This window comes from Streptomyces sp. NPDC051172 (assembly GCF_040682555.1).
Taxonomy (GTDB): Bacteria; Actinomycetota; Actinomycetes; order Streptomycetales; family Streptomycetaceae; genus Streptomyces.
This window is the reverse complement of sequence record NZ_JBFBBE010000009.1, coordinates 81,244-102,031: the sequence shown is the minus strand read 5'-3', so window position 1 is coordinate 102,031 and position 20,788 is coordinate 81,244. Positions and strand designations below refer to the sequence as shown.

Genomic DNA, 20,788 nt, shown 5'->3' with positions numbered 1-20,788 from the left:
CATGAGCAAGCCGCTGAAGCAGATCCATCTGGCCGCGCACTTCCCGGGCGTCAACAACACCACCGTGTGGAGCGACCCGAAGGCCGGCAGCCACATCGAGTTCAGCTCCTTCGTCCACTTCGCGCAGACCGCCGAACGCGCCAAGTTCGACTTCCTCTTCCTCGCCGAAGGTCTCAGGCTCCGCGAACAGGGCGGGAAGATATACGACCTGGACGTCGTGGGCCGCCCCGACACCTTCACCGTCCTGGCCGCGCTCGCCGCCGTCACCGACCACCTCGGCCTGACCGGCACCATCAACTCCACCTTCAACGAGCCCTACGAGGTGGCCCGCCAGTTCGCCAGCCTCGACCACCTCTCCGGCGGCCGCGCCGCCTGGAACGTGGTCACCTCCTGGGACGCCTTCACCGGCGAGAACTTCCGCCGCGGCGGCTTCCTCCCGCAGGACGAGCGCTACTCCCGCGCCAAGGAGTTCCTGACCACCGCGCACGAACTCTTCGACTCCTGGCACGGCGACGAGATCATCGCCGACCAGGCCACGGGCGTCTTCCTGAAGGACGCGAAGGCGGGCTCGTTCGTCCACTCCGGCCGGCACTTCGACATCCACGGCCAGTTCAACGTTCCGCGCTCCCCGCAGGGCCGCCCGGTCGTCTTCCAGGCCGGCGACTCCGACGAGGGCCGCGAGTTCGCCGCCGCCTCCGCCGACGCGATCTTCAGCCGGTACGCCACCCTGGAGGCGGGCCAGAGCTTCTACAAGGACGTCAAGAACCGCCTCGCCAAGTACGGCCGCCGCGCCGACCAGTTGCTGATCCTGCCCGCCGCGAGCTTCATCCTCGGCGACACCGACGCGGAGGCCGAGGAGCTGGCCAAGGAGGTGCGCCGCCAGCAGGTCAGCGGGGCCACCGCCATCAAGCACCTGGAGTTCGTCTGGAACCGGGACCTGTCCGCCTACGACCCGGAGGGCCCGCTGCCCGACATCGACCCGGACGTCAGCGACAACCACATCTCCAAGGGCCGCGCCCAGGTGCGCATGTACCGCGACCCGCTGGCCACCGCCCGCGAGTGGCGCGAGCTGGCCGCCGCCAACAACTGGTCCATCCGTGACCTCGTCATCGAGACCGGCAACCGCCAGAACTTCATCGGCTCCCCGGCCACCGTCGCCAGGACCATCAACGACTTCGTGCAGGCCGACGCCAGCGACGGCTTCATCCTCGTCCCGCACATCACCCCCAGCGGCCTCGACGTCTTCGCCGACAAGGTCGTCCCGCTGCTCCAGGAACAGGGCGTGTTCCGCACGGAGTACGAGGGCCCGACCCTCCGCCACCACCTGGGTCTCGCGCACCCCGGCGAGGCGTCCGACGAGCAGCGGGTGGCCTCGTGAAGTTCCTCGCGATCACCCTGATCGTCCACCGCCCGGACCCGGTCACCGGGGTGCAGAAGTCCACCCACGACCGGTTCCGAGAGGTGCTCGACAACGCCCTGCTCGCCGAGGAGCTGGGCTTCGACGGCTTCGGCGTGGGCGAGCGGCACGAGCGGCCGTTCATCTCCTCCTCGCCACCGGTCGTGCTCAGCCATGTCGCCGCGCTGACGAAGCGCATCCGCCTGTTCACCGCGGTGACGACCCTCAGCCTCCTCGACCCGGTCCGCGCCTACGAGGACTACGCCACCCTCGACCACCTCTCGAACGGCCGACTCGACCTGATCATCGGCAAGGGCAACGGCGCCGCCCAGCGCGACCTGTTCCACGTCACGCCCGAGGACCAGTGGGACCGCAACGCCGAGAGCTACGAGGTGTTCCGGCAGATCTGGCGGCAGGACAAGGTCACCGCGGCGACGCGTTTCCGCCCCGAGCTGGCGGAGGCGGAGGTCTGGCCGCGCCCGTACCAGCAGCCGGTCCGGGTCTGGCACGGCAGCGCGACCAGCAAGGAGTCGGTCGACCTCGCCGCCCGCTACGGCGACCCGCTGTTCTCGGCCAACGTCACCAACCCGATCGAGCCGTACGCCGAGTTGATCCGCTACTACCGCGAGCGCTGGGAGCACTACGGCCACGACCCGGCACGGATCGCCGTCGGTGCGGGCACAGCGGGCATCCATGTGGCCCCGACCTCCCAGGAGGCGCTGGCCGCGTACCGGCCGGTCTTCGAGTCCAACCTGGCGTTCTTCAAGAAGGCCGGTCTGCCGGTCGTCTTCGAGACCCTGGAGGACTTCGTCGAGCGCAGCTCCGCACTGATCGGCAGCCCGCAGCAGGTCATCGACAAGGTGCACCGCTACCACGAGCAGTTCGGGCACACGGTCGTGCACCTGCACGCGGACGCGAGCGGACTCACCGACACCCAGCACCGCGACTCGCTGGAGCTGTTCCAGTCGGCGGTGGCCCCGACTCTGCGAGGGGCCATCCCGGACCCGCCCTTCGACTGGGGCCCCGTGCTGCCGGGAGCACCGACCAGTGAGGAGCCGGCCCATGTCTGACATCCCCCTCGGCGTCCTCGACCTGGTGCCGATCTCCTCCGGTTCGACGGCCGCCGACGCCCTGCGCAACTCCATCCACCTGGCCCAGCAGGCCGAACGCCTCGGCTACGCCCGCTACTGGTTCGCCGAACACCATCTCAACCCGGGCGTCGCAGGCACGTCCCCCGCGGTCGTCCTGGCCCTGACGGCCTCCGCCACCTCCACCATCCGCCTCGGCTCGGGAGCCGTACAACTCGGCCACCGCACCGCCCTGTCCACGGTGGAGGAGTTCGGCCTGATCGACGCCCTGCACCCCGGCCGCTTCGACCTGGGCCTCGGCCGCTCGGGCGGCCGCTCGCCGGGCGAGAAGGCGACCGGGCAGACGGCCACCCCGGTCGTCGACGGCCGCGCTCCCAACGGCCTGCTCATCCCGCCCCGCTTCTCCTTCGAACGCCTCCTCGGCTCACCCCGGATCGCCCTGCAACGGAGACTGCTCCTGCTCCCGAACGCCGAATCGCAGGACTACGCGCAGCAGATCGACGACATCCTCGCGCTGCTGGCCGGCACCTACCGCTCCCCGGAGGGTGCCGAGGCGCACGCCGTGCCGGGCGAGGGCGCCGAGGTCGAGCTGTGGATCCTCGGCAGCAGCGGCGGCCAGAGCGCGGAGGTCGCGGGCGCGCGCGGCCTGCGGTTCGCCGCCAACTACCACGTCAGCCCGGCCACCGTCCTGGAGGCGGTGGACGGCTACCGGTCCTTCTTCCAGCCCTCCGACGTCCTCGACAAGCCGTACGTCAGTGTGTCCGCGGACGTCGTGGTCGCCGAGGACGACGAGAAGGCACGCGAACTCGCCACCGGCTACGGCCCGTGGGTGCGCAGCATCCGCACCGCCGAGGGCGCGATCGAGTTCCCGACGCCCGAGGAGGCACGCGCCCACCCCTGGACCGACGAGGACCGCGCCCTCGTCCAGGACCGCCTGGACACCCAGTTCGTCGGCTCCCCGGCGAGGGTGGCCGACCACCTGGAGCAGCTCCAACAGGCCACGGACGCCGACGAGTTGCTCATCACGACGATCACTCACGACCATGCGGACCGGGTGAGGTCGTACGAGCTGTTGGCGCAGGAGTGGAAGCGGCGGTGAGACTCAGCACCCCGAACCGGCCGGGGCGAACTCCACACGGCTGTGCCGGTCCGCCGCCTGTGCCCGGTCGTAGGTCTCGCGGGTGACCCGGTACCAGACGTCGTCCTGGGCCTTGACGCCGTTCACGTCGTCGAGGCTCACGCACCACCGCTCAGGCCGGACGACCCGCCGGTACGTCTCCGTACCCTGACGGACCTGTCTGCAGCTCCGGTAGTGCTCGGTGGTGTACCGGACGCGGGTCGTCCTCCGGGTGCCGGAGCCCGAACGCGAGGTGTGCCGGACCTGCTTGGTGGCGGACGTGCACTTCCTGACCAGGTGCGCCCGCGTGTCCGTGACCGTCCTCCGGGAGAGATGCCGGACGGTGTCCCGGAGCCCGGAAACAGTGTCCGGACTCGGCCGGACGTGCCCGGCGACGCTGCCCTGCGCGGCGTCGTCGGGCACGCCGCTCCGACAGGCGCCGAGCCCGGCCATGAGTACGGCCGTCACCCCGGCAGCCAGCAGTCGACGCGTCATGAACATGTCTCCCCCTGAGGTCGGCGGCCAGCGTAGTCGATCCCTGGCCGAAAATGATCGCTTCGGAGGTCTCGGTAAGAGCTCGGCATGAGCTCGGTATGACGGGCGCCGATCGCCGGGCCCAGCGCGGTCCGGCCGATCGAGGGCGGCGTAAAGTGCCAGGCCGGGTCCGGTCGGGTGGCCCGACATGCCGTGGAGGGAGCGCGCGATGGTAAGTCCGCCGGAACTCACACCGGGGCGGCTGCTGTCCTCATGGCAACCGGACCTGCCCGCGCTGCTGCTCGTCGTGCTGCTGGGTGCCCTGTACGGCTGGGGCGTCCTGCGGCTTCGGCGCCGGGGTGAACGCTGGCCGGCCGCCCGCATCGCCGCCTTCGCCGTGCTCGGTCTCGGCACCCTCGTCGTGGCGACCATGTCGGCCCTCGCCGTCTACGACCACGTGCTGTTCTGGCCGGCCGCGGTCCAGAACATCCTGCTCGACCTCGTCGCACCGCTCGGCCTGGCACTGGGCGACCCGCTGCGGCTGGCCGCCCGCGCCCTTCCCGAACGGGCCGCCGGGCGCGCCCAACGGGCGATGACCGGACGCCTGGTACGCCTGCTCACTTTCCCACTGGTCAGCACAGCCCTGGTGCTGGCGACCGAACTGACCGTCTACTTCACCCCGTACTTCGAGACGGCCCTGCGCCACGGCTGGCTGCACCAGCTGATGTATCTGCACCTGCTGCTCGCCGGCTGCCTGTTCGTGGTGCCGGTGCTCACCCGCGAGGAGACGCTCCCCGCCTGGTGCACCCACCCGGTGCGGGCCGCGCTGGTGTTCCTCGACGGCATCGTCGACGCCGTCCCCGGCATCGTGGTCATGACCCACGGCACGCTGATCGCCGGCGCCTGGTATCTGCACCACGCCCCGCCCTGGTCACGGGACGTACAGCATGACCAGCAGCTCGGCGGCGGCGCGATGGTCGGCATCGCCGAACTCGTGGCCCTGCCCTTCCTGCTCGCCATCCTCGTCCAGTGGGCCCGCACCGAACGCGCGACGACGGCCGTACTGGACCGCCGCCTGGCAACGGAACTGATCCCGGCGGCGCCGACGCAGGGGCAGATCGAGTCGCCCGACCTCGTACGCCCGTGGTGGGAGACCGAGAACAGCGACATCGCCCGCCGCATCCGGCAGCAGTGACCCATGCGCTGACCCACGCCGCCACCTCTCATGGCAAAGTGCGGCCGTGGATCTGAAAGCGGGGGGTCGGTGCGGTGACGGAAGCAGCGAAGGATTTGCAGGGCCTGTGGCGGCAGCGGGATTTCCTGCTGCTGTGGAGCGGCCAGACGGTCAGTGAGATGGGATCGGCGGTCACCGAGGTTGCTCTGCCGCTCCTCGCGGTCGTCGCGCTGAAGGCGAGCACGTTCCAGGTCGGACTGCTGACCGCGGCCACCACCCTGGCCTTCGCGGTGATCGCGCTCCCGGCGGGTGCGATGGTGGACGGCGCCGCCAAGCGCTCCATCATGATCGTCTGCAACCTTCTCCGTCTGTTGATCATCGGCTCGGTTCCGGTGGCCGGGGCGTTCGGTGCCCTGACGATGGCGCAGCTGTACGCGGTCGCGGTGGCGGCCGGTGTGTGCTCGGTGTTCTTCGACGTCTCGTACCAGAGCTATGTGCCCTCACTCGTCCGTCCCGAACACCTGATGAGCGCCAACGGCAGGCTCGGGACCACCCAGGCGTTCGCCCAGCTCGGGGGACCGAGTCTGGGCGGCGGCCTGGTCGGGGTGTTCGGCGCCGCGGGGGCGATGACGGCCGACGCGGTCTCCTACGCGGTCTCGGTCCTGTCGGTCCTCGGGATCAGGACCCGGGAGCAGCCGCCGCCTCCGCGACCCGCGGACGAGACGGTGCGGCACCGGATCGCCGAGGGCCTGAAGTTCGTGTTCGGGCACGCCATTCTGCGCAGGGTCGTGGCCTGCACGGCCACCGCGAACCTGTTCGGCGGTATGAGCTCGGCACTGGCGATGGTCTTCCTCATCCGGGTGCTGCACGTGCGCCCCGCACTCACCGGGCTGATCATGGCGGGTGCGGCCGTCGGAGGGATCGTCGGAGGAGCGTTGGCCGGCCGGCTCGCCAGGAAGGTCGGCTCGGCGCGCATCATCTGGGTGTCGATGCTGGTCTTCAGTGCGCCGCAGGTGATTGCGGCGGCGGCCTGGCAGGGCTGGGGAGTGCTGCTGTTCCCGCTGGGTTGGGGTGTCGCGTACTTCTCCGGGATGGTCTACAACATCGCCCAGATCAGCTACCGGCAGTCGGTGACACCGCCGGATTTGATGGGCCGGATGAATGCGGCCGTCCGCTGGGTGGTGTGGGGCACGCTGCCGCTCGGCGGCGTCATCGGCGGGGCGCTGGGCACCCTGATCGGGGTGCGGCCCGCACTCTGGCTGGCCTTCATCGGTTCGTGGGCGGCCGGCTGGTTCGTGTTCTTCTCCCCGCTCCGCCGCATGCGCGATGTTCCGCAGGCCGCGCCGGCGTCCGCCCCCGTGGTCACGAGTTGACGGTGATCGCCCTCACCAGCGCGGCCAGCGACTCCTCGGGGGTTGCCCCTGCGGTGTCCACGACGATGCGCTCGCGGTCCCACGGCTCGTACCGTCTGCCGGTGGCCTCGTCCCAATCCGGCAGCGGCAGACCGGGGATGTCCACCGACCGTGATGCCATGCGCCGCCGGTGCTCCGTCGGATCCGAGCAGACCACCTCCACCTCGGCCCAGGCGACACCCGCCCGCACCGCCGCGTCCCGCCAGGCGTCCCGTGTGACCGCCAGTGGATTCACCGACTCCGCGATCACGGACAGGCCCTGTCGCAGATGCTCCTCGGCCAGCGCGTACCCGACGACGTAACCGGCAGGCCCCACCGGGTGCCGCGCCAGACCGGAGCGGACCAGTGCCTGCTCGATGGTGTCCACCCGCACATGCACCGCGCCGGTCTGCGCCGCCAGGAGCCGGGCAAGGGTGGTCTTTCCGGTGGCGGGCAGGCCGCCGATCACAACGAGCATGCGGTCATCCTGCCGGGGGTCGGACGGCCGGCGGCCGCGATGGTTGAGTGTTCATACGAGTGCAATGCTGCGGCCTGGCCCGTTGCCGGGCGCGCCGTCTGCGGTGACGGGGTGACCGGCCCGGCGCTCATGACCCCCGTCACCAGCCACGACACCACCCTCGGCAGCCACCACTTCGGTGTCGACCTGCCCCGAACCGTCGATGACACCACCGCCGACGCGTTCGACCACCCGGACCGCCCTCCGCCACCCCGAGAACCCGTTGGTCCATCCGCACAACGTCCGCGTCTACCGCAAGGTCATCGGCGTGGAGCCGTTGCGGCCCGCCCCCTGAGCATGCCCCGGCGCCGCCCGTCCGTGGGGGTGGAGAAGATGCCCTGGCCGGGCGCCAGGATCCCGCACGGGTCGTACGTGCGCTTCGCTGACTCGAACCGCTCCCAGGCCGGACCGAAGTGGGTGCGCCAGTCCGCGTGGGTGAAGGGGATGCTGCCGACCGGGTACTGCGTGCCGCCGGCCGCCGCGGTGGCCTCGTAGGCCCGGCGGTTGGCGGCGAGGAGTCGGTCGACGGCGGCGGTGTCGTCCGGTGGGGTGGCGCGCAGGACCGCGAAGAGGTACGGCACGGGATCGTCGGGGGTGCGCAGCAGGGGCGTGGTGAGGCGCTCGGGCAGGAGCGGGTAGACGAGGACGACGCCGGGGCCCAGGTCGGTCGTGGTGAGCGCGTCCAGTACGTCGCCGGTGAGGTCGGCAGCGGACCGTCCGGGGAGCAGGAGGTTGAGCCAGGGGTGGGCGTACGTCCACAGGCCGGCCTCCTTGAGGGCTTCGACGCCGGGGGCGATCCGGTCGAGGAAGTCGTAGTAGCGGAGGTCGGACTGCTCGACGCCGGACGGGTTGTGGCGCAGGCCGCGCAGCAGGACCGTGTCGTCGGGTACGGGGCCGACGGGCGGGCCGTACGCCACGGCCTCCAGGGTGTACGCGCGGAAGGCTCCGTCGGCGTCCGCCGAGACCTGGCCCTCGACGTAGTCGAAACGTCCCTCCCGGACCAGGGCGCGCTGATCCTCCAGGAAGGTCTGCAGGTCGTCGTAGGGCAGCAGGTAGTGCCGTACGGTCTGCGGCGCCGGCAGCAGGCGCAGGGTGGCGCCGACGATGACCGCGCACTGGCCGAGGCCGGCCAGGACGGCGTGGAAGAGGCCGGGGTGCCGGGTGGGGGAGCAGTGCACCGACTCGCCTGCCCCGGTGACGACTTGGAGTTCGGTGACGTTGTCGACCTGGGCGCCGTGCCGGTGCGTCTGGCCGCCCAGACCGCCCACGGAAAGGGTGCCGCCGACGGAGAGTTCCAGATAGTCGGTGAAGACGGGCGGGGTGCGGCCGTGCGCGAGAGTGGCCTTGGCGACCTCGCTCCATCTGGCGCCCGCGCCGACGGTGACCGTCGTGCTGTCCGGGGCGAGGGGGCCGATGTCCGCGAGGGCGGCGGTCTCGATGACCAGGCCGCCCTGGACCTGCGCCTGGCCGTGGGTGGCATGTCCCTGGCCGCGTGGTGCGAGGGGCAGGCCGTGCGTGTTGCAGAAGCGGACCATCGCGACGACGTCACGGACCGAGCCCGGGCGCAGGACGGCGAGGGGACGGTGGTGCACGATGTGGCCGAAGTCCTCGGAGGCGGCGGCGAGTGACGCCTCGTCGATGACGAGCGTCCCGTCGAGCGCGGGGATGCCCGCCAGGCCCGGGCCGGACTCGGATCCCGTCACCGCCCAGCTCCGGGCGGCGGGGTCGAAGCCGACCACCGCCGCACCGGAGACCGCGAGTCCGCGCAGCAGGGCACGTCGTGACGGTGTGTGGGACATGGGCACAACCACCTCGCACGCAACTGAGGGCGATCAACTCCCTGTCATCCTAGGAGAGTTGAGCGGGTTGTTGTGGTGTGCCGTGCCGTCCGCGGGGGAGCGGATCAGGTCATTTCCCGTCGGCGAGCGACGCGCGGGTCGGCTTGCCCAGGGCCCAGAACAGCACGCCCAGGAGCATGAACCCGACGAGTGGGACGGCCTCCGTCAGCAGGTACTTCCAGCGCTCGCCGTGACTCCAGCCGCTCGGCGCGTAGGCGGATCCGAACCAGTGGTCGCCGAGCCCGGGGGCGACCAGCTGCACGCTGGCGAACAGGATCAGCACGCTGAGCACGACGCTGATGATGCCGGGGATGGGCGCCTTGTACGGACGGGGGACGTCCGGGGCCTTGCGGCGCAGTACCGCGAGCGCCGGGAAGATGCCCAGGTAGCTGACGAGCGTGGTGGAGACGGCGAGACCCAGGACCGCGCCGAAGAGCTTGGCCGCGCTGCCGTGGGTCAGTTCGTGGGCCAGCACCAGGACGACGGTGGAGACCAGGCCGCTGAGGATGTTGACCCGCACCGGGGTGCCGAAGCGGCTGGAGATGACGCCGAGGAAGCGGGGCGCGGCGCCGTCGTAGCCGGAGACGGCGAGGGCGCGGTCCGAGCCCATGATCCAGGTGACGCCCGACGACAGCACGGTCAGGATGAACATGATCGCGGCGAGGTCCCCGAGCAGGCTGCCGGCGCCGCTCAGCGTGGCCGTGCCGTCGGAGGCGACGTGGCCGCCGTAGACGGTGAAGACCTGCCGGATCGCGTCCAGGAACCCGCCGAGGCCGGTGACGGCCTTGACCGGCAGGACCAGCAGGATGCCCAGGATCGGCAGTGCGTACAGCGCAACGGAGAGGGCGGCGCTGCGGAAGATGGCGAAGGGCACGTCCTTCTGGGCGTCGGTCATCTCGTCGCCTGCGGTGTTGGGCAGTTCGAAGCCGACGTAGTTGAACATCAGGACCGGCACCAGGCCGACGAAGCCCGCGTACGTCGGTGAGAAGTCGCCGGTCCCGAAGCCGTGCAGGCCGTGCTTGATCCCGTAGATCACGACGGTGACGGTGAACAGGCCGAGGAGGACGAAACGGCTCCAGGCGCCGAGGGTGGGAATCCACTTGCCGACGTCGAAGGAGAGGATCGCGGCGAGGACACCCAGCCAGACGAACACCAGGGTGAACACGTAGAAGGCCGGCGTGCTCAGGTCCTTGCCGTCGTTGAAGAAGGTGGTGAAGGCCGTGACGGCGGAGACGGAGAGCGTGCCGCCCAGCCACACCGGGTTGGTGATCCAGTACAGGAAGTTGTTGACGGCACCCGCGAGGCGCCCGAAGGCCCGGCTGGTCCAGATGTAGGGACCGCCCTCGTCGGGGAACGCGGCCCCGAGTTCCGCGGTCAGCAGCGCGGAGGGCACGAAGAACACGACCGCCAGCACGATCAGCCAGGTGAACGCCTCGGCACCCTTCGAGGCCACCGTGCCGATGGTGTCCACGCCGACGATGGTGCACAGGAGGAAGAAGAGGATGTCGAAGCGGCCGAAGTGCTTGCGCAGCTTCTGCCGCTCCGTCTGGGCCGTTGCCGGCTCGGACGCGATCTGGCCAACGGTCACGGGAGCTCCTGCGTGCGCGCGGGGTATGGGTGCGATTCGGCCAATGATCGGCGCCGCTGCACAACCGCACAAGCGTTCCTGTACAAGTCTTGACCATCGCCTGGTGCGCCTTACTGCACCGGAAACCCAGCCGAAACATCTGACCCGGCAGGAACGGGGCGGGCGGATACGGCAGCGCCGTCGGAGCGGGCCTCCAGTGCCCACACTACGGCGACCATGTCCTCGTCTCCATGGCCCTGGGCGACCGTTTCGCCGAACAGGGCGTGGCAGACGTCGAGCAGCGGGGAGGCGAGACCGGCCTTTCGGGCGGCCTCCGCGATCAGCCGGTTGTTCTTCAGGACGTCCGCGGCCGCCGCCTGGACGGCGAAGTCACGCTCCAGCAGTTTGGGCGCCTTCATCCGGGAGACGGCGCTGGCCATCGGGCCCGCGTCCAGGACGTCCCGCAGCAGCCGCGGGTCGAGTCCGTGCCGGTCGGCGAAGTGGAACGCCTCGGTGAGCCCGGTGACCAGTGTGATCAGGAACAGGTTGACCGAGAACTTCATCAGCAGCGCGCCCGGGACGGGGCCGCAGTCGAACGTCTCCCGGCACATCGGGGCGAGCAGGGGCCGTACGGCCGCCACGGCGTCGCCGTCCCCCGCCAGCATCGCCACCAGCTGCCCCTGCTCCGCCGGGATTCGGGACCCGGAGACCGGGGCCTCGACGTAACGCCCATCCGCGCCGTTGACGGCCTCCCGCAGCCCGGCTGAGTACTCCGCCGAGGTCGTGCCCATGTGGACGACGGTGTGCCCGGCGACCCGCGCGGCGAAATCCGGGGTGCCGCGCCCCAGGACCGCGTCGACGGCGCACTCGTCGGCCAGCATCAGGATCACCGTCTGCGCCCGGCCGAAGACCTCGGCGGGACCGGCCGCGATCTCGGCTCCGACGGCACGCAGGGGTTCGCACCGGGCCGGGGTGCGGTTGAAGACGACCAGAGGTGTTCCGGCGCGGGCGAGGTTGAGCGCCATGGGCTGCCCCATGACCCCGAGGCCGACGAAACCCACGTACACGATGTACCACCGTCCTGGCTGATACCGATCCGGCCGACGCGGAGGCCGACTGCCCCTGCCCCGGACTATGACAGCGGTCATAGTAGCCCGCTCTATGACGACGGTCATAGAGTGCAGGGGTCGTCGATGCTTGGCGCGGTGGGAGGAGAGCGAGGATGACGGCGGCAGAGGCGTCGCGGCGCGGGCCGCGGGAGCGGATGGTCTTCGGTGCGGCCCAGCTCATCCGGCGCGACGGGGTCGCCGCCACGGGGATGCGGGAAGTCGCCGCGTACGCGCAGGCGCCACGCGGTTCCCTCCAGCACTACTTCCCCGGCGGCAAGGAGCAGCTCGTCAACGAGGCGGTGGGCTGGGCCGGGAGATACGCCGGCAACCGCATCGACCGGTTCCTCGCCGCGCTGCCCACGCCGACGCCCGGCGGGCTGTTCGCCGAGATGGTGCGCCAGTGGACCGACGAGTACGAGACCACCGGATTCGCGGGCGGCTGCCCGGTGGCCGCCGCCACGGTGGACTGCGCCGAGTCCACCGCGTCGACCCGTGAGGCCGCGGCCGCCGCGTTCGGCACCTGGACCGGCTCGGTCGCCCGAGCCCTGACGGACATGGGCGTACCCGACGACCGGGCCGGGACGCTGGCCACGCTCATGATCGGAGCCCTGGAGGGAGCGATCCTCATCGCCCGCGCCGAGCAGGATGTCCGCGCCCTGACGAGCGTGGCCCGGGAACTGCGCCCGCTCCTCGACGCGGCGGTGAACAAGGACGGTGCCTGACCCCGACGGGGGTCCCCACCGACCGCCCGTACGCGATCGCTTCGGCACGCCCCGCCGCTTCGCCGCGCCGATACCGGAACACTTTCCGGGCGAACACGACCACGCGCTCGTCCCCCACGGTGAAGTCCGCGTACCAGCCGTTCTCCGGCTCCAGCGCTTCGGTGAGAGCCTGCGCGAGTCCGCTCACGTCGTCGCTGTCGGCTGCTACTGACATAGTCCCGGAACGGCAGCCTGCCGAGGCGACCCCGGACATGGGTCGGGGAACGGTTTCCCTCCCCCGAAGGCAACCGTTCCCCGACCGCTCCCCCGGCGCCGGACTGTGGGCCGGCTGACCGCGTGGGCGCGGATCCGTGCTGTCACCAGCACATGACCGCTGTTTCCCCCGGACCCCACGCGGAGTACAGACGTACTCGGACGAAGTAGCGGCGGCCCTTGACGAGCCGGGCCTTGATGGTGGCGTTGTGCGGCGCTCCGCCGTCGTCCCGGCCGGCGAGGTAGCGCGGTTCCCCGTCCCGCTCCTCGAAGACCACGAGGACGCAGTCGCTCGCGCCGAAGGTGCCGATGGTGTACTCGCGGGTCTCCGGCGGATCGACGGTGAAGTCGGCCTGCTCGCCGGGGCCGAGTCCCAGCGGCGCGGAGCGGAAGGGCACCAGCGCGGGCGGCCGCGGCACGTCGGCCGGCGGGTACCAGCGCAGCACGAACTCCTTGTCGGCCGACGAGAGCGTGCCGGGCGGGTTCAGGCCGCCGCGGAACTGCTCCGGCTCCAGGATCAGCCCGTCCGAGAACGGATACTCCATGATCGACTGCGGGTCCCAGGCGGAGCCGTTGACCTCGTCCGGGTCGAGCTTGCGCAGGATGTTGAAGTACGTCGTGTCCCGGCTCCAGAAGTTCGGCGGCCCCGCCAGGTCGGCGTACACGGCCTCGTCGTCCCAGTGGATGCCGGCGAACGGGCTCTGGTGCTCGTGCAGCATGCCGAGGGCATGCCCGATCTCGTGCAGGGCCGTCCCACGCTCCCCGGGCGCGGTCAGGTCCCAGCCGAAGTTCATGGTCCGTTCGTTCTGCCCGGCCTGCAGACAGTCCTTGCCCACCATCGACCAGGAGCCGTCACCGAGCTGGAACCCGATGCGCAGCTCGGCCTCCGAGCGGTCGCCGACCTCGACGAAGGACACGCCGATGCCGAGGCCCTGCCACTCCTCGAAGCACTCGAGCACCACGTCCCGCTGATCCTTGGCACCGACCCACGACACCCGGCGGGACTGCCCGGTTCCCGGTACGGGAATGACCGACCCGTCGGTGTCGCCGTCGAAGAACCAGTAATGCAGCACGGTGCCGTTGACCCACATCGACCGTCCGCCGATGAGCGCACTGAGCCGCTCGGCGGTCAGCCCCGGCGTGAAAGCGGGGGCCGACTGCTGCGCGAGGGAGCAGTAGCGTCCGGTCATGCGCACAGGTTGCCGTGGGCAGGGTCGCAGGCGCCTGAGTCGGGGGCTACTCAAGTCACCCTGTATCAGGGTTGAGTACTCGCGCTCATACTCCCGTGACGACTTTCGAACGCGACGCGAAGACCCTTGAACTGCCCTGGCAGTTCACCGGACGTGAGGACGAGCTCGAGCTGATCCGCCGCTCCCTGACCGCAGGCCGGCACGGCATCGTGGTGACCGGCCCGGCCGGCAGCGGCAAGACCCGGCTGGTCACCGAGGCCGTACGGGGCAGCGACCGCACCCGAGCGGCCGGGACACCCGAGACCCGGCACCTCCCCTTCGCCGCGTTCGCCCATCTGCTGCCCGAGTCGGTCTCCCTGCACCGGGCGGTCCAACTCCTGTCCGGGGTACGGCTGCTGGTGGTCGACGACGCGCATCTGCTCGACGACGCCTCGGCCGCCCTCGTGCACCAGCTGGCCGTGCACGGCCGCACCCGCCTGGTCGTCGTCGCCGCCGACGGCGGTCCGTGCCCCGACGCGATCTCCCGGCTGTGGACCGGCGAGCTCCTGCCGCGCCTCACCCTGGAGCCGCTGCCCCGCGAGGACACCGAACAGCTCCTCGCGGCGGGCGTCGGCGGCAGCCTGGAGCCGCTCACCCTCAACCGCCTCCACCGCTTGTGCCAGGGAGATCTGAGGCTGCTGCGCGAACTGGTGGACGCGGTCCGCGAGCACGGCCTGCTGACCCGTCTCGCGCCGGACACTGAGGAATGGGCTTGGCGAGGCCCGGTGCCGGTGACCGCGACCGTCCGCCGGCGCACCGAGCTCCTCGAACGCCCGGGCGCCGACGAGCGGGACACCCTTGAACGCCTCGCCTTCGCAGAGCCCCTGCCCCTGCACATGGACGACCTCGACCTGCGGATCCTCGAAAACCTCGAGGCCGACGGCCTGATCCGCGTCGACGACCAGGGCGACCAGGGCACCGTCCGCCTCGCCCACCCGCTGCACGGCCCGGTGCTGCGCGCCGCGGCCGGCAGGCTCCGGGCGAGGCGGCTGGCCCGGACACCGGCCCAGTGCGCCGCGGCCCTCGCCGCCGAGTCGGCCGCGCTGACCCGCCGGATCGAGCAGGCGGACGTACGGCCGCTGCCGACGCCCGTGGGGGAGTGGCTCGCGCAGGAGGGCGCACCGGTGCCCGCCGGGTACGCGGCCGTACGGGCGAGGTTCTCGCGGCTGCGGGGGGAGCTGCGAGAGGCGGCGGCCTGGGCGCGGGAGGGGCTGCGGGGCGCGTTGGGGGACGTGTCCTGCCGCACCGAACTCGCCCTGGCCGCCGCCCAGTCGGGGGACGCGGCGACCACCCGGGCGGCCCTGGGAGGCTGCCCGGACCTGGCCGAGCCGTCCGCCTGGCTGATCGCGGCCCGCGGGGACATGGACGGGGCGCTCGCGGCGATCGCCGACGCCACCGACGGCATGGTGCAGAGGTACGGCGACGGCGGCGACCGTATGGCTGCCGGCTCCGACAGCGCGTTCGCCCTCTACGACGCCGTACGCCTCGGAGCCCCCGAGAAGGTCGCCGAACGCCTCCCGGCCGACGGCGTGTTCGCCGAGCACGCCGACGCGCTGGCCCGTGGCGACGGACCGGCGCTGGACCGGGCCGCGGAGGCGCTGGAGGGGCGCGGCTTCCTGCTGTTCGCGGCCGAGGCGCACGCTCAGGCGGTACGTGCGCACCGCGACGCACGCGCCGCGCGCACCTCACGCACGCGTGCTGTAGCCCTGGCCCGCCGCTGCCAGGGCGCCCGTACCCCGGCCCTGTCCGGTCTCGTCCTGGGTGAACTGACCGCCCGCCAGCGGCAGATCGTCACCCTGGCGGCCGCGGGCCTGAGCAACCGGCAGATCGCGGAACAGCTGACACTGTCCATCCGCACCGTGGGCAACCACCTCTACAGCGCTTACGCCCGGCTCGGCGCGAGCGACCGGGGTGCCCTGCCGTGGCTCGTGGAGCTGCCGGACGCGCAGCCGGCCTGAGCCGCGCCCGAGAACCGGCGGTCTGACCCCCAGTATTCGGGGGAGGGGTCAGGCCGCCGACCGACGTCTCCCGTCAGGCGTGGATCCAGCGCCACCAGGCGGAAGCTCATCAGCAGTTCCCGGCGAAGCAGACAGCCCGCCGCCAGGGAGATGTGGGCCACTGCGTGTTCAGGCCGCCCCGAACGCCGTGAACGCCCACCCCGTGGCCTGGTGCAGCGCATCCCCCGGCAGCGAGGCGCGCGCGTCGCGCAGCGCCTCGGCCAGGGACAGGCCCGCGCTCAGCCCCTTGTGCAGGGCGAGCATCAGTGGCACCACGGCGTGGTCGTTGACGGGTGCGCTGCTCGCCAGCACTCCCGCCGTGCCGAGCGGCAGCAGGGCGGTGACCAGGCCGAGGAGTTCGTCCGCGCCGACCGAGGCGAGGCGGGCGGTGTCGCAGCTGGACAGGATGATCCGGTACGGGCTGCGGTCCAGGCGTTCGAAGTCATGGACGATGAGCGGGCCGTCGGCCATCCGCAGCGCGGAGAACAGGGGGCTGTCGGCGCGGAAGGTGCCGTGCGCGGCGATGTGGGCCAGCGCGGCGCCGTCGAGTTCCTCCAGGACGCGCGGCACGCGCGCGTCCTCGTGTTCCAGGAGGGTCGGTCTGCCGTAGCGGTCGGCGAGTTCGGGCACTTCCGCGCCGCCGGTGGCGAGCCCCGGCCCGCGCACCAGGACGTGGCGGCCGCCGGGCGGCGGCTCGGTCTCGCGGGCGCGCAGCCAGCTGCTCGCCGACGGCGACACGCTCAGCACCCGCTCCCGCAGCGACGGCAGCAGGGCCCATGGCACGCGGTGCAGTCGGCCCGGCGGCACGACCACCACCGGACCCGAGCCCAGCTGCGCGGCGGCCGGGCCGAGCAGCAGCTCCTCCAGTCGGCGGCCCATGGCCTCGACCACCGGGAGCCGTGCCTCCGCGCCCGGGTGAGCCAGCCTGCGCAGTCCTGCCTGCACATGCTCGGCCTCGGTCTCGGCGTCCGCGAGCAGCCCCGCCTCGAACCGCCGCACCCGCCCCTGCCCGCACAGCAGCACCTGGACCCGTCCATGGAGCACGGCGAGCTCCACCAGCCGCACCTCGCCCAGCCGTTCCAGCAGCCGGCCGACGTCGAAACGGTCCCCGTCGCCGGGCGCGTCGCCGCGCATGTGCAGGGTCCGGGAGCGGATCTCCCGCTCCAGACGCCGCTGTTCACGCTCCAGGGTGGGAATGGGACGGCCGTCGCTGCGGGCCTCCTCCGCGCGGGCCGCGATCTCCCGGAACGCGGTCAGGTTGCCGAGCAGCGCAGGGTCGGCGGGCGGCCGGGTGGGCGGTGTGGACAGGACGGTGGCCCGCCAGCGTTCGCTCCACATCAGCAGCCGGCGCGGGCTGCCCGAGTCGAGGCTGGCCTGCTGGGCCAACGCGGCCAGCTCCGCGCCCTGTTCGGTGGCGCGGGCCCGCAGCTCGGAGGCGCCCAGCGTCATCCGGTGGTCGTCGAGCACGTCGAGGCCGCGCCGGCACGCCTCCAGGACCCCGCGGCCGGAACCTGCTGCCCGCGCGCGCAGCGCCTGCGCCGCCCAGCCGGTCATCCGCGCCAGCGGCGGCCCGCTGTGCCGGCTGCGGGCGGCGACGGCCAGATGCCGCTCCGCATCCGCCGTCCAGCCCAGCGAGAGCGATATCCGGCCCGCGAGCAACGAGGCCTCCGGGGCGGCCGGCGCGCCGAAGGAGGCGAGTCGTTCGGCCACCGCCGCCGCGTCCGCGACCAGGCGGCCCGAGCGGCGCCCTGCGGCCACCCGCGCCTCGATCAGCACCAGCCGGGCGTGCGCCTCCCACCAGCTGCGCCGCTGCCCGGCGAACAGCCGCACGGCCAGTGCCGCGCGCGCGATCGCGGTGTGCGGATCGCCCGCCAGCCGCGCCGCGCGGGCCGCGACCAGCAGCAGCTCCGCCTTGCGGGTGGACTGCCCGCCGATGCCGTCGAGCGCCCCTGTGGCCGTGTCCGCCTCGGCGAGCGCCTCCGGGGCGAGCCCGGCGGCCATCAGCACCTCGCAGCGCCGGATGTAGAGCATGAAGGACGGTGTGCCGAGCTTGGCGTAGCGCTCCTCGGCCTCGTCCAGCAGCCGCAGCGCGAGGGGGATGTCACCCGACCGGAACGCGGCAAGGCCCCGGCTCTCCACCACGTCCGCCTTGTCGTGCTCCTGGCCGGTGGTGTCCCACTGTGCGTGCGCCGCCGTGAAGTCCGCCTCCGCCCGGTCCACGGCGCCGAGCGCCAGATGCACCGTGGCCCGCAGGGTCAGCGCCCGCGCCGTCCAGATGACGTCGTCCGCCTGCCGCAGCACGGGAATCGCCCGGCGTACGTCCTCCAGCGCCTCCCGATGCCGGCCCAGCACCCAGGAGGCGTACGCCCGCCGGAACAGGACCCGCGCGCGGGTGTGCCCGCTGCTGACCGCGACACCCCGCTCCAGTGCCTCCAGGCCCTGCCGGGTGCGGCCGGAGTGCACCAGCGCCACGCCGAGGGTGGCCAGGATGTCGCCCTCCCGGTCGGGTGCCTGGGCGCGCGCGGCCAGATCGCGGGCGCGGCGCAGATGGTGCAGCGCGATCCGCATGTCGCCCCAGTCCCGCTGCCAGATGCCGATCACCTGGTGCGCGACGGAGGCGCGCCAGGGCGTGGGATCGGATTCCAGCACGCCCTGAGCCTGCGCCCGGGCCTCGCCCGGGTCGGCGAACACCATCGGCAGCAGTTCGAGAACCGAGTCGCTTCCCGCTGTCACTCAAAGGATGGTAGTGGCCGTGGTTGCGCCCCACACCGGTTTGGCGCTGTATCAATCGACGGCACCGCGACTCTGTCTGACGACAGTCGCCTCAAGGGGGAGGACACGCCATGGCACCTCAGCGATTCCACGAACAGTTCGACCAGATCCAGCGTTCGATGCCGGCCGTCTCCCTGGCGATGGGGCCCGACGACGCGGCGGAGTTCATCTACGAGAAGGGCGTGGTCCTGGCCCGCGACGGTGAGGAGGCGCGGCTCGTCGAGGACACCGTACGCGGCCACTTCACCGAGGCGACCGGACTGACCGCCGACCATGTGCGGCGGGTCGGCCCGGAGACCAACCGCTCGGGCATCACCCGTATCCAGGTCGGCGACCCCGGCCACGGCGACCGGCGCGGCGACCGGTCGGTGGCGCACGCCCTGCGGGCCATGCGCGAGCACGAGGCACGCGCCGAGCGCCGGCTGGTCAGCCGCAACCACGTGGTGTCGATCGCGGTCAACTCCTGTCCGGGCGACGAGCCCGTGCCCGCCCCCCTCACCCAGGGCACCAACCCGGCCGCGGCCGAGGCCGGTTACGACGCGGACACCGCCGTCGGCGTCCTCGTCATCGACAACGGTCTCACCCACGACCACGGCACGGTGCCGCTGCTCGCCCACGTCCAGGGCGACCTGCACGGCACCGAGACCGACGCCCAGGGCAACCTGCTGCAGTACGTCGGCCACGGCACGTTCATCGCGGGCCTCCTCGCGGCCGTCGCACCCAACACGAACATCACCGTCCGCAACACCCTCAACGACGCCGGCGCGATCCTGGAGGACCAGTTCGGTCAGCGCCTCTTCGACGCCGTCGACGAGCACGGCTGGCCGGATGTCATCAGCCTCTCGGCCGGCACCGCCAACGGCCGCGACGACGGCCTGCTCGGCGTGCAGAGCTTCATGGACGAACTGCGCCGGCAGCGCACCCTGCTGGTCGCGGCCGCCGGCAACAACTCCAGCGCGTCGAAGTTCTGGCCCGCCGCCTACGCCGATCTGCCCGACTACGAGGACGCCGTGCTGTCGGTCGGAGCGCTGCGCAGCGACGGCGAGTTCGGCGCCTGCTTCTCCAACTACGGCTCCTGGGTGAAGGCCTACGCCCCCGGAGAGCGGCTGACCAGCACACTGACCGGCTTCGACGCACCCGTGCCGTACGCCTACCAGCACTCCACCTACGACGAGTGCCGGTACCACTTCACCTACGCGTGCACCTGCCAGTACCCGCGGCACACCGGCGCGCTGAGCACGGCGGGGACCCCCACCGCCGGCAAGGCGGACCAGGTGATGTTCGAGGGCTACGCACACTGGAGCGGCACCTCCTTCGCCACTCCGGTCGCCGCGGGCATGGTCGTCGCCTACATGACCGCCAACAAGCTGGGTGATGCGCGTGCCGCCCGCAGGAAGCTCCTCGCGGAGACCGGGGCGTACGCGGAGGTGCGCGGGGCGCATGTGCCGGCGCTGCGTCCGCCGACGTGGCACCCCACGCCCGTCACGCAGCTGGCGCCTCCGGCATGAGGTCCGGAACGGTCCCTTCCACGGCGTACGATGACTTGCCGTACACGAGGGGTGGGGCCGTGGACCGAGCAGATGTCGGCGCGTTGGTCCAGTCCGCTGTCGACGGCGACGCGGCGGCCTGGAAGGCGCTCGTGGAGGGGCTGAGCCCACTGGTGTGGTCCGTCGTGCGCGCGCACCGGCTCTCCGACGCCGACGCGCACGAGGTGTACCAGACGGTGTGGTTCCGCTTCGCCCAGCACCTGGGGCGCATCCGCGAACCCGACAAGGCCGGGTCGTGGCTGGCGAGCACCGCGCGCCACGAGTCCCTGAAGGTCCTCAAGAGCTTGCGGCGGCTCACCCCGACGGACGATCCGCAGCTGCTCGACCGGGTCAGTGAGGACCGTACGCCCGAGCAGTCGTTCCTCGACCTGGAGGACGCGGCCGCCGAGACCGAGCGCATCCGGCACCTGTGGCAGGAGTTCGAGGAACTCGGCGATCGATGCAGGCAGTTGCTGCGCGTCCTGATGGCCTCGCCGCCGCCCAGCTACCAGGAGGTGTCCGCGGCGCTGGGCATCGCCGTGGGCAGCATCGGACCGCTCCGCCAGCGCTGTCTGCGGCGCCTGCGGGCACGACTGGAAGCACGGGGAGCGGTGTGACC

The 20,788-nt window shown here is 72.0% G+C and carries 16 protein-coding genes; 9 read left to right on the top strand and 7 right to left on the bottom strand.

The genetic code is table 11. From position 1 onward, the window contains the following. The first annotated feature begins 1 nt into the window (after position 1). Genes AB0N07_RS07655 through AB0N07_RS07645 form a run of 3 tightly spaced genes read left to right on the top strand, consistent with a single transcriptional unit; the run spans position 2 to position 3,583 of the window. On the top strand, positions 2-1,378 hold the full coding sequence (locus AB0N07_RS07655; RefSeq protein ID WP_365833135.1) for an NtaA/DmoA family FMN-dependent monooxygenase: 1,377 nt from the start codon (positions 2-4) through the stop codon (positions 1,376-1,378). Then, positions 1,375-2,466, top strand: coding sequence for an LLM class flavin-dependent oxidoreductase (locus AB0N07_RS07650; protein ID WP_365833133.1), 1,092 nt, complete (start codon positions 1,375-1,377; stop codon positions 2,464-2,466). Before AB0N07_RS07655 ends, AB0N07_RS07650 begins: the two co-directional genes overlap by 4 nt. Next, positions 2,459-3,583 (top strand): MsnO8 family LLM class oxidoreductase, encoded by a 1,125-nt coding sequence (locus tag AB0N07_RS07645; RefSeq protein ID WP_365833131.1) that lies wholly within the window; start codon positions 2,459-2,461, stop codon positions 3,581-3,583. Before AB0N07_RS07650 ends, AB0N07_RS07645 begins: the two co-directional genes overlap by 8 nt. A 3-nt stretch (positions 3,584-3,586) precedes the next feature. Here the strand turns inward: AB0N07_RS07645 and AB0N07_RS07640 are convergent, their stop codons facing one another. Further along, entirely contained in the window at positions 3,587-4,096 is a 510-nt protein-coding gene (locus AB0N07_RS07640; RefSeq protein WP_365833129.1) for a hypothetical protein, read from the bottom strand. Between the two features lie 208 nt (positions 4,097-4,304). Here AB0N07_RS07640 and AB0N07_RS07635 point away from each other — a divergent pair, with 208 nt between their 5' ends. Continuing rightward, positions 4,305-5,270 (top strand): cytochrome c oxidase assembly protein, encoded by a 966-nt coding sequence (locus tag AB0N07_RS07635; RefSeq protein ID WP_365833127.1) that lies wholly within the window; start codon positions 4,305-4,307, stop codon positions 5,268-5,270. A gap of 74 nt (positions 5,271-5,344) precedes the next feature. Continuing rightward, positions 5,345-6,622 (top strand): MFS transporter, encoded by a 1,278-nt coding sequence (locus AB0N07_RS07630; protein WP_365833125.1) that lies wholly within the window; start codon positions 5,345-5,347, stop codon positions 6,620-6,622. Here AB0N07_RS07630 and AB0N07_RS07625 read toward each other — a convergent pair. From AB0N07_RS07625 to AB0N07_RS07610, 4 genes are all read right to left on the bottom strand, one after another. Next, positions 6,612-7,118, bottom strand: coding sequence for an AAA family ATPase (locus AB0N07_RS07625; RefSeq protein ID WP_365833123.1), 507 nt, complete (start codon positions 7,116-7,118; stop codon positions 6,612-6,614). The two genes, AB0N07_RS07630 and AB0N07_RS07625, sit on opposite strands and share 11 nt — an antisense overlap. A 299-nt stretch (positions 7,119-7,417) precedes the next feature. Further along, on the bottom strand, positions 7,418-8,956 hold the full coding sequence (locus AB0N07_RS07620) for an FAD-binding protein (RefSeq protein WP_365833121.1): 1,539 nt from the start codon (positions 8,954-8,956) through the stop codon (positions 7,418-7,420). Between the two features lie 109 nt (positions 8,957-9,065). Next, positions 9,066-10,583 (bottom strand): APC family permease, encoded by a 1,518-nt coding sequence (locus tag AB0N07_RS07615; protein ID WP_365833119.1) that lies wholly within the window; start codon positions 10,581-10,583, stop codon positions 9,066-9,068. A 110-nt stretch (positions 10,584-10,693) separates the two neighbouring features. Further along, on the bottom strand, positions 10,694-11,629 hold the full coding sequence (locus tag AB0N07_RS07610; RefSeq protein WP_365833117.1) for an NAD(P)-dependent oxidoreductase: 936 nt from the start codon (positions 11,627-11,629) through the stop codon (positions 10,694-10,696). A gap of 155 nt (positions 11,630-11,784) precedes the next feature. Here AB0N07_RS07610 and AB0N07_RS07605 point away from each other — a divergent pair, with 155 nt between their 5' ends. Beyond that, positions 11,785-12,393 (top strand): TetR/AcrR family transcriptional regulator, encoded by a 609-nt coding sequence (locus AB0N07_RS07605; protein ID WP_365833115.1) that lies wholly within the window; start codon positions 11,785-11,787, stop codon positions 12,391-12,393. A gap of 356 nt (positions 12,394-12,749) precedes the next feature. Here the strand turns inward: AB0N07_RS07605 and AB0N07_RS07600 are convergent, their stop codons facing one another. Next, on the bottom strand, positions 12,750-13,835 hold the full coding sequence (locus AB0N07_RS07600) for a M12 family metallopeptidase (RefSeq protein WP_365833113.1): 1,086 nt from the start codon (positions 13,833-13,835) through the stop codon (positions 12,750-12,752). Between the two features lie 95 nt (positions 13,836-13,930). Between AB0N07_RS07600 and AB0N07_RS07595 the strand changes: the two genes are divergently transcribed. Continuing rightward, positions 13,931-15,832: a LuxR C-terminal-related transcriptional regulator gene (locus AB0N07_RS07595; RefSeq protein ID WP_365833111.1), complete on the top strand. Its 1,902-nt coding sequence runs from the start codon at positions 13,931-13,933 to the stop codon at positions 15,830-15,832. A gap of 168 nt (positions 15,833-16,000) precedes the next feature. Here the strand turns inward: AB0N07_RS07595 and AB0N07_RS07590 are convergent, their stop codons facing one another. Further along, complete coding sequence (locus AB0N07_RS07590) at positions 16,001-18,565, bottom strand: CHAT domain-containing tetratricopeptide repeat protein (protein WP_365833244.1); 2,565 nt, start codon at positions 18,563-18,565, stop codon at positions 16,001-16,003. A 149-nt stretch (positions 18,566-18,714) separates the two neighbouring features. Here AB0N07_RS07590 and AB0N07_RS07585 point away from each other — a divergent pair, with 149 nt between their 5' ends. Beyond that, positions 18,715-20,151, top strand: coding sequence for a S8/S53 family peptidase (locus AB0N07_RS07585; RefSeq protein ID WP_365833109.1), 1,437 nt, complete (start codon positions 18,715-18,717; stop codon positions 20,149-20,151). A 59-nt stretch (positions 20,152-20,210) separates the two neighbouring features. Next, entirely contained in the window at positions 20,211-20,786 is a 576-nt protein-coding gene (locus AB0N07_RS07580) for a sigma-70 family RNA polymerase sigma factor (RefSeq protein ID WP_365833107.1), read from the top strand. Positions 20,787-20,788 lie beyond the last annotated feature (2 nt).

What these genes read in the sequence shown, in the direction of transcription:
- AB0N07_RS07590 (WP_365833244.1), bottom strand. Translation starts at nt 18,565, where the DNA reads ATGGTGTTCGCCGACCCGGGCGAGGCCCGGGCGCAGGCTCAGGGCGTG.
- AB0N07_RS07625 (WP_365833123.1), bottom strand. Translation starts at nt 7,118, where the DNA reads ATGCTCGTTGTGATCGGCGGCCTGCCCGCCACCGGAAAGACCACCCTT.
- AB0N07_RS07635 (WP_365833127.1), top strand. Translation starts at nt 4,305, where the DNA reads ATGGTAAGTCCGCCGGAACTCACACCGGGGCGGCTGCTGTCCTCATGG.
- AB0N07_RS07645 (WP_365833131.1), top strand. Translation starts at nt 2,459, where the DNA reads ATGTCTGACATCCCCCTCGGCGTCCTCGACCTGGTGCCGATCTCCTCC.
- AB0N07_RS07605 (WP_365833115.1), top strand. Translation starts at nt 11,785, where the DNA reads ATGACGGCGGCAGAGGCGTCGCGGCGCGGGCCGCGGGAGCGGATGGTC.
- AB0N07_RS07655 (WP_365833135.1), top strand. Translation starts at nt 2, where the DNA reads ATGAGCAAGCCGCTGAAGCAGATCCATCTGGCCGCGCACTTCCCGGGC.
- AB0N07_RS07640 (WP_365833129.1), bottom strand. Translation starts at nt 4,096, where the DNA reads ATGACGCGTCGACTGCTGGCTGCCGGGGTGACGGCCGTACTCATGGCC.
- AB0N07_RS07600 (WP_365833113.1), bottom strand. Translation starts at nt 13,835, where the DNA reads ATGACCGGACGCTACTGCTCCCTCGCGCAGCAGTCGGCCCCCGCTTTC.
- AB0N07_RS07585 (WP_365833109.1), top strand. Translation starts at nt 18,715, where the DNA reads ATGGCACCTCAGCGATTCCACGAACAGTTCGACCAGATCCAGCGTTCG.
- AB0N07_RS07620 (WP_365833121.1), bottom strand. Translation starts at nt 8,956, where the DNA reads ATGTCCCACACACCGTCACGACGTGCCCTGCTGCGCGGACTCGCGGTC.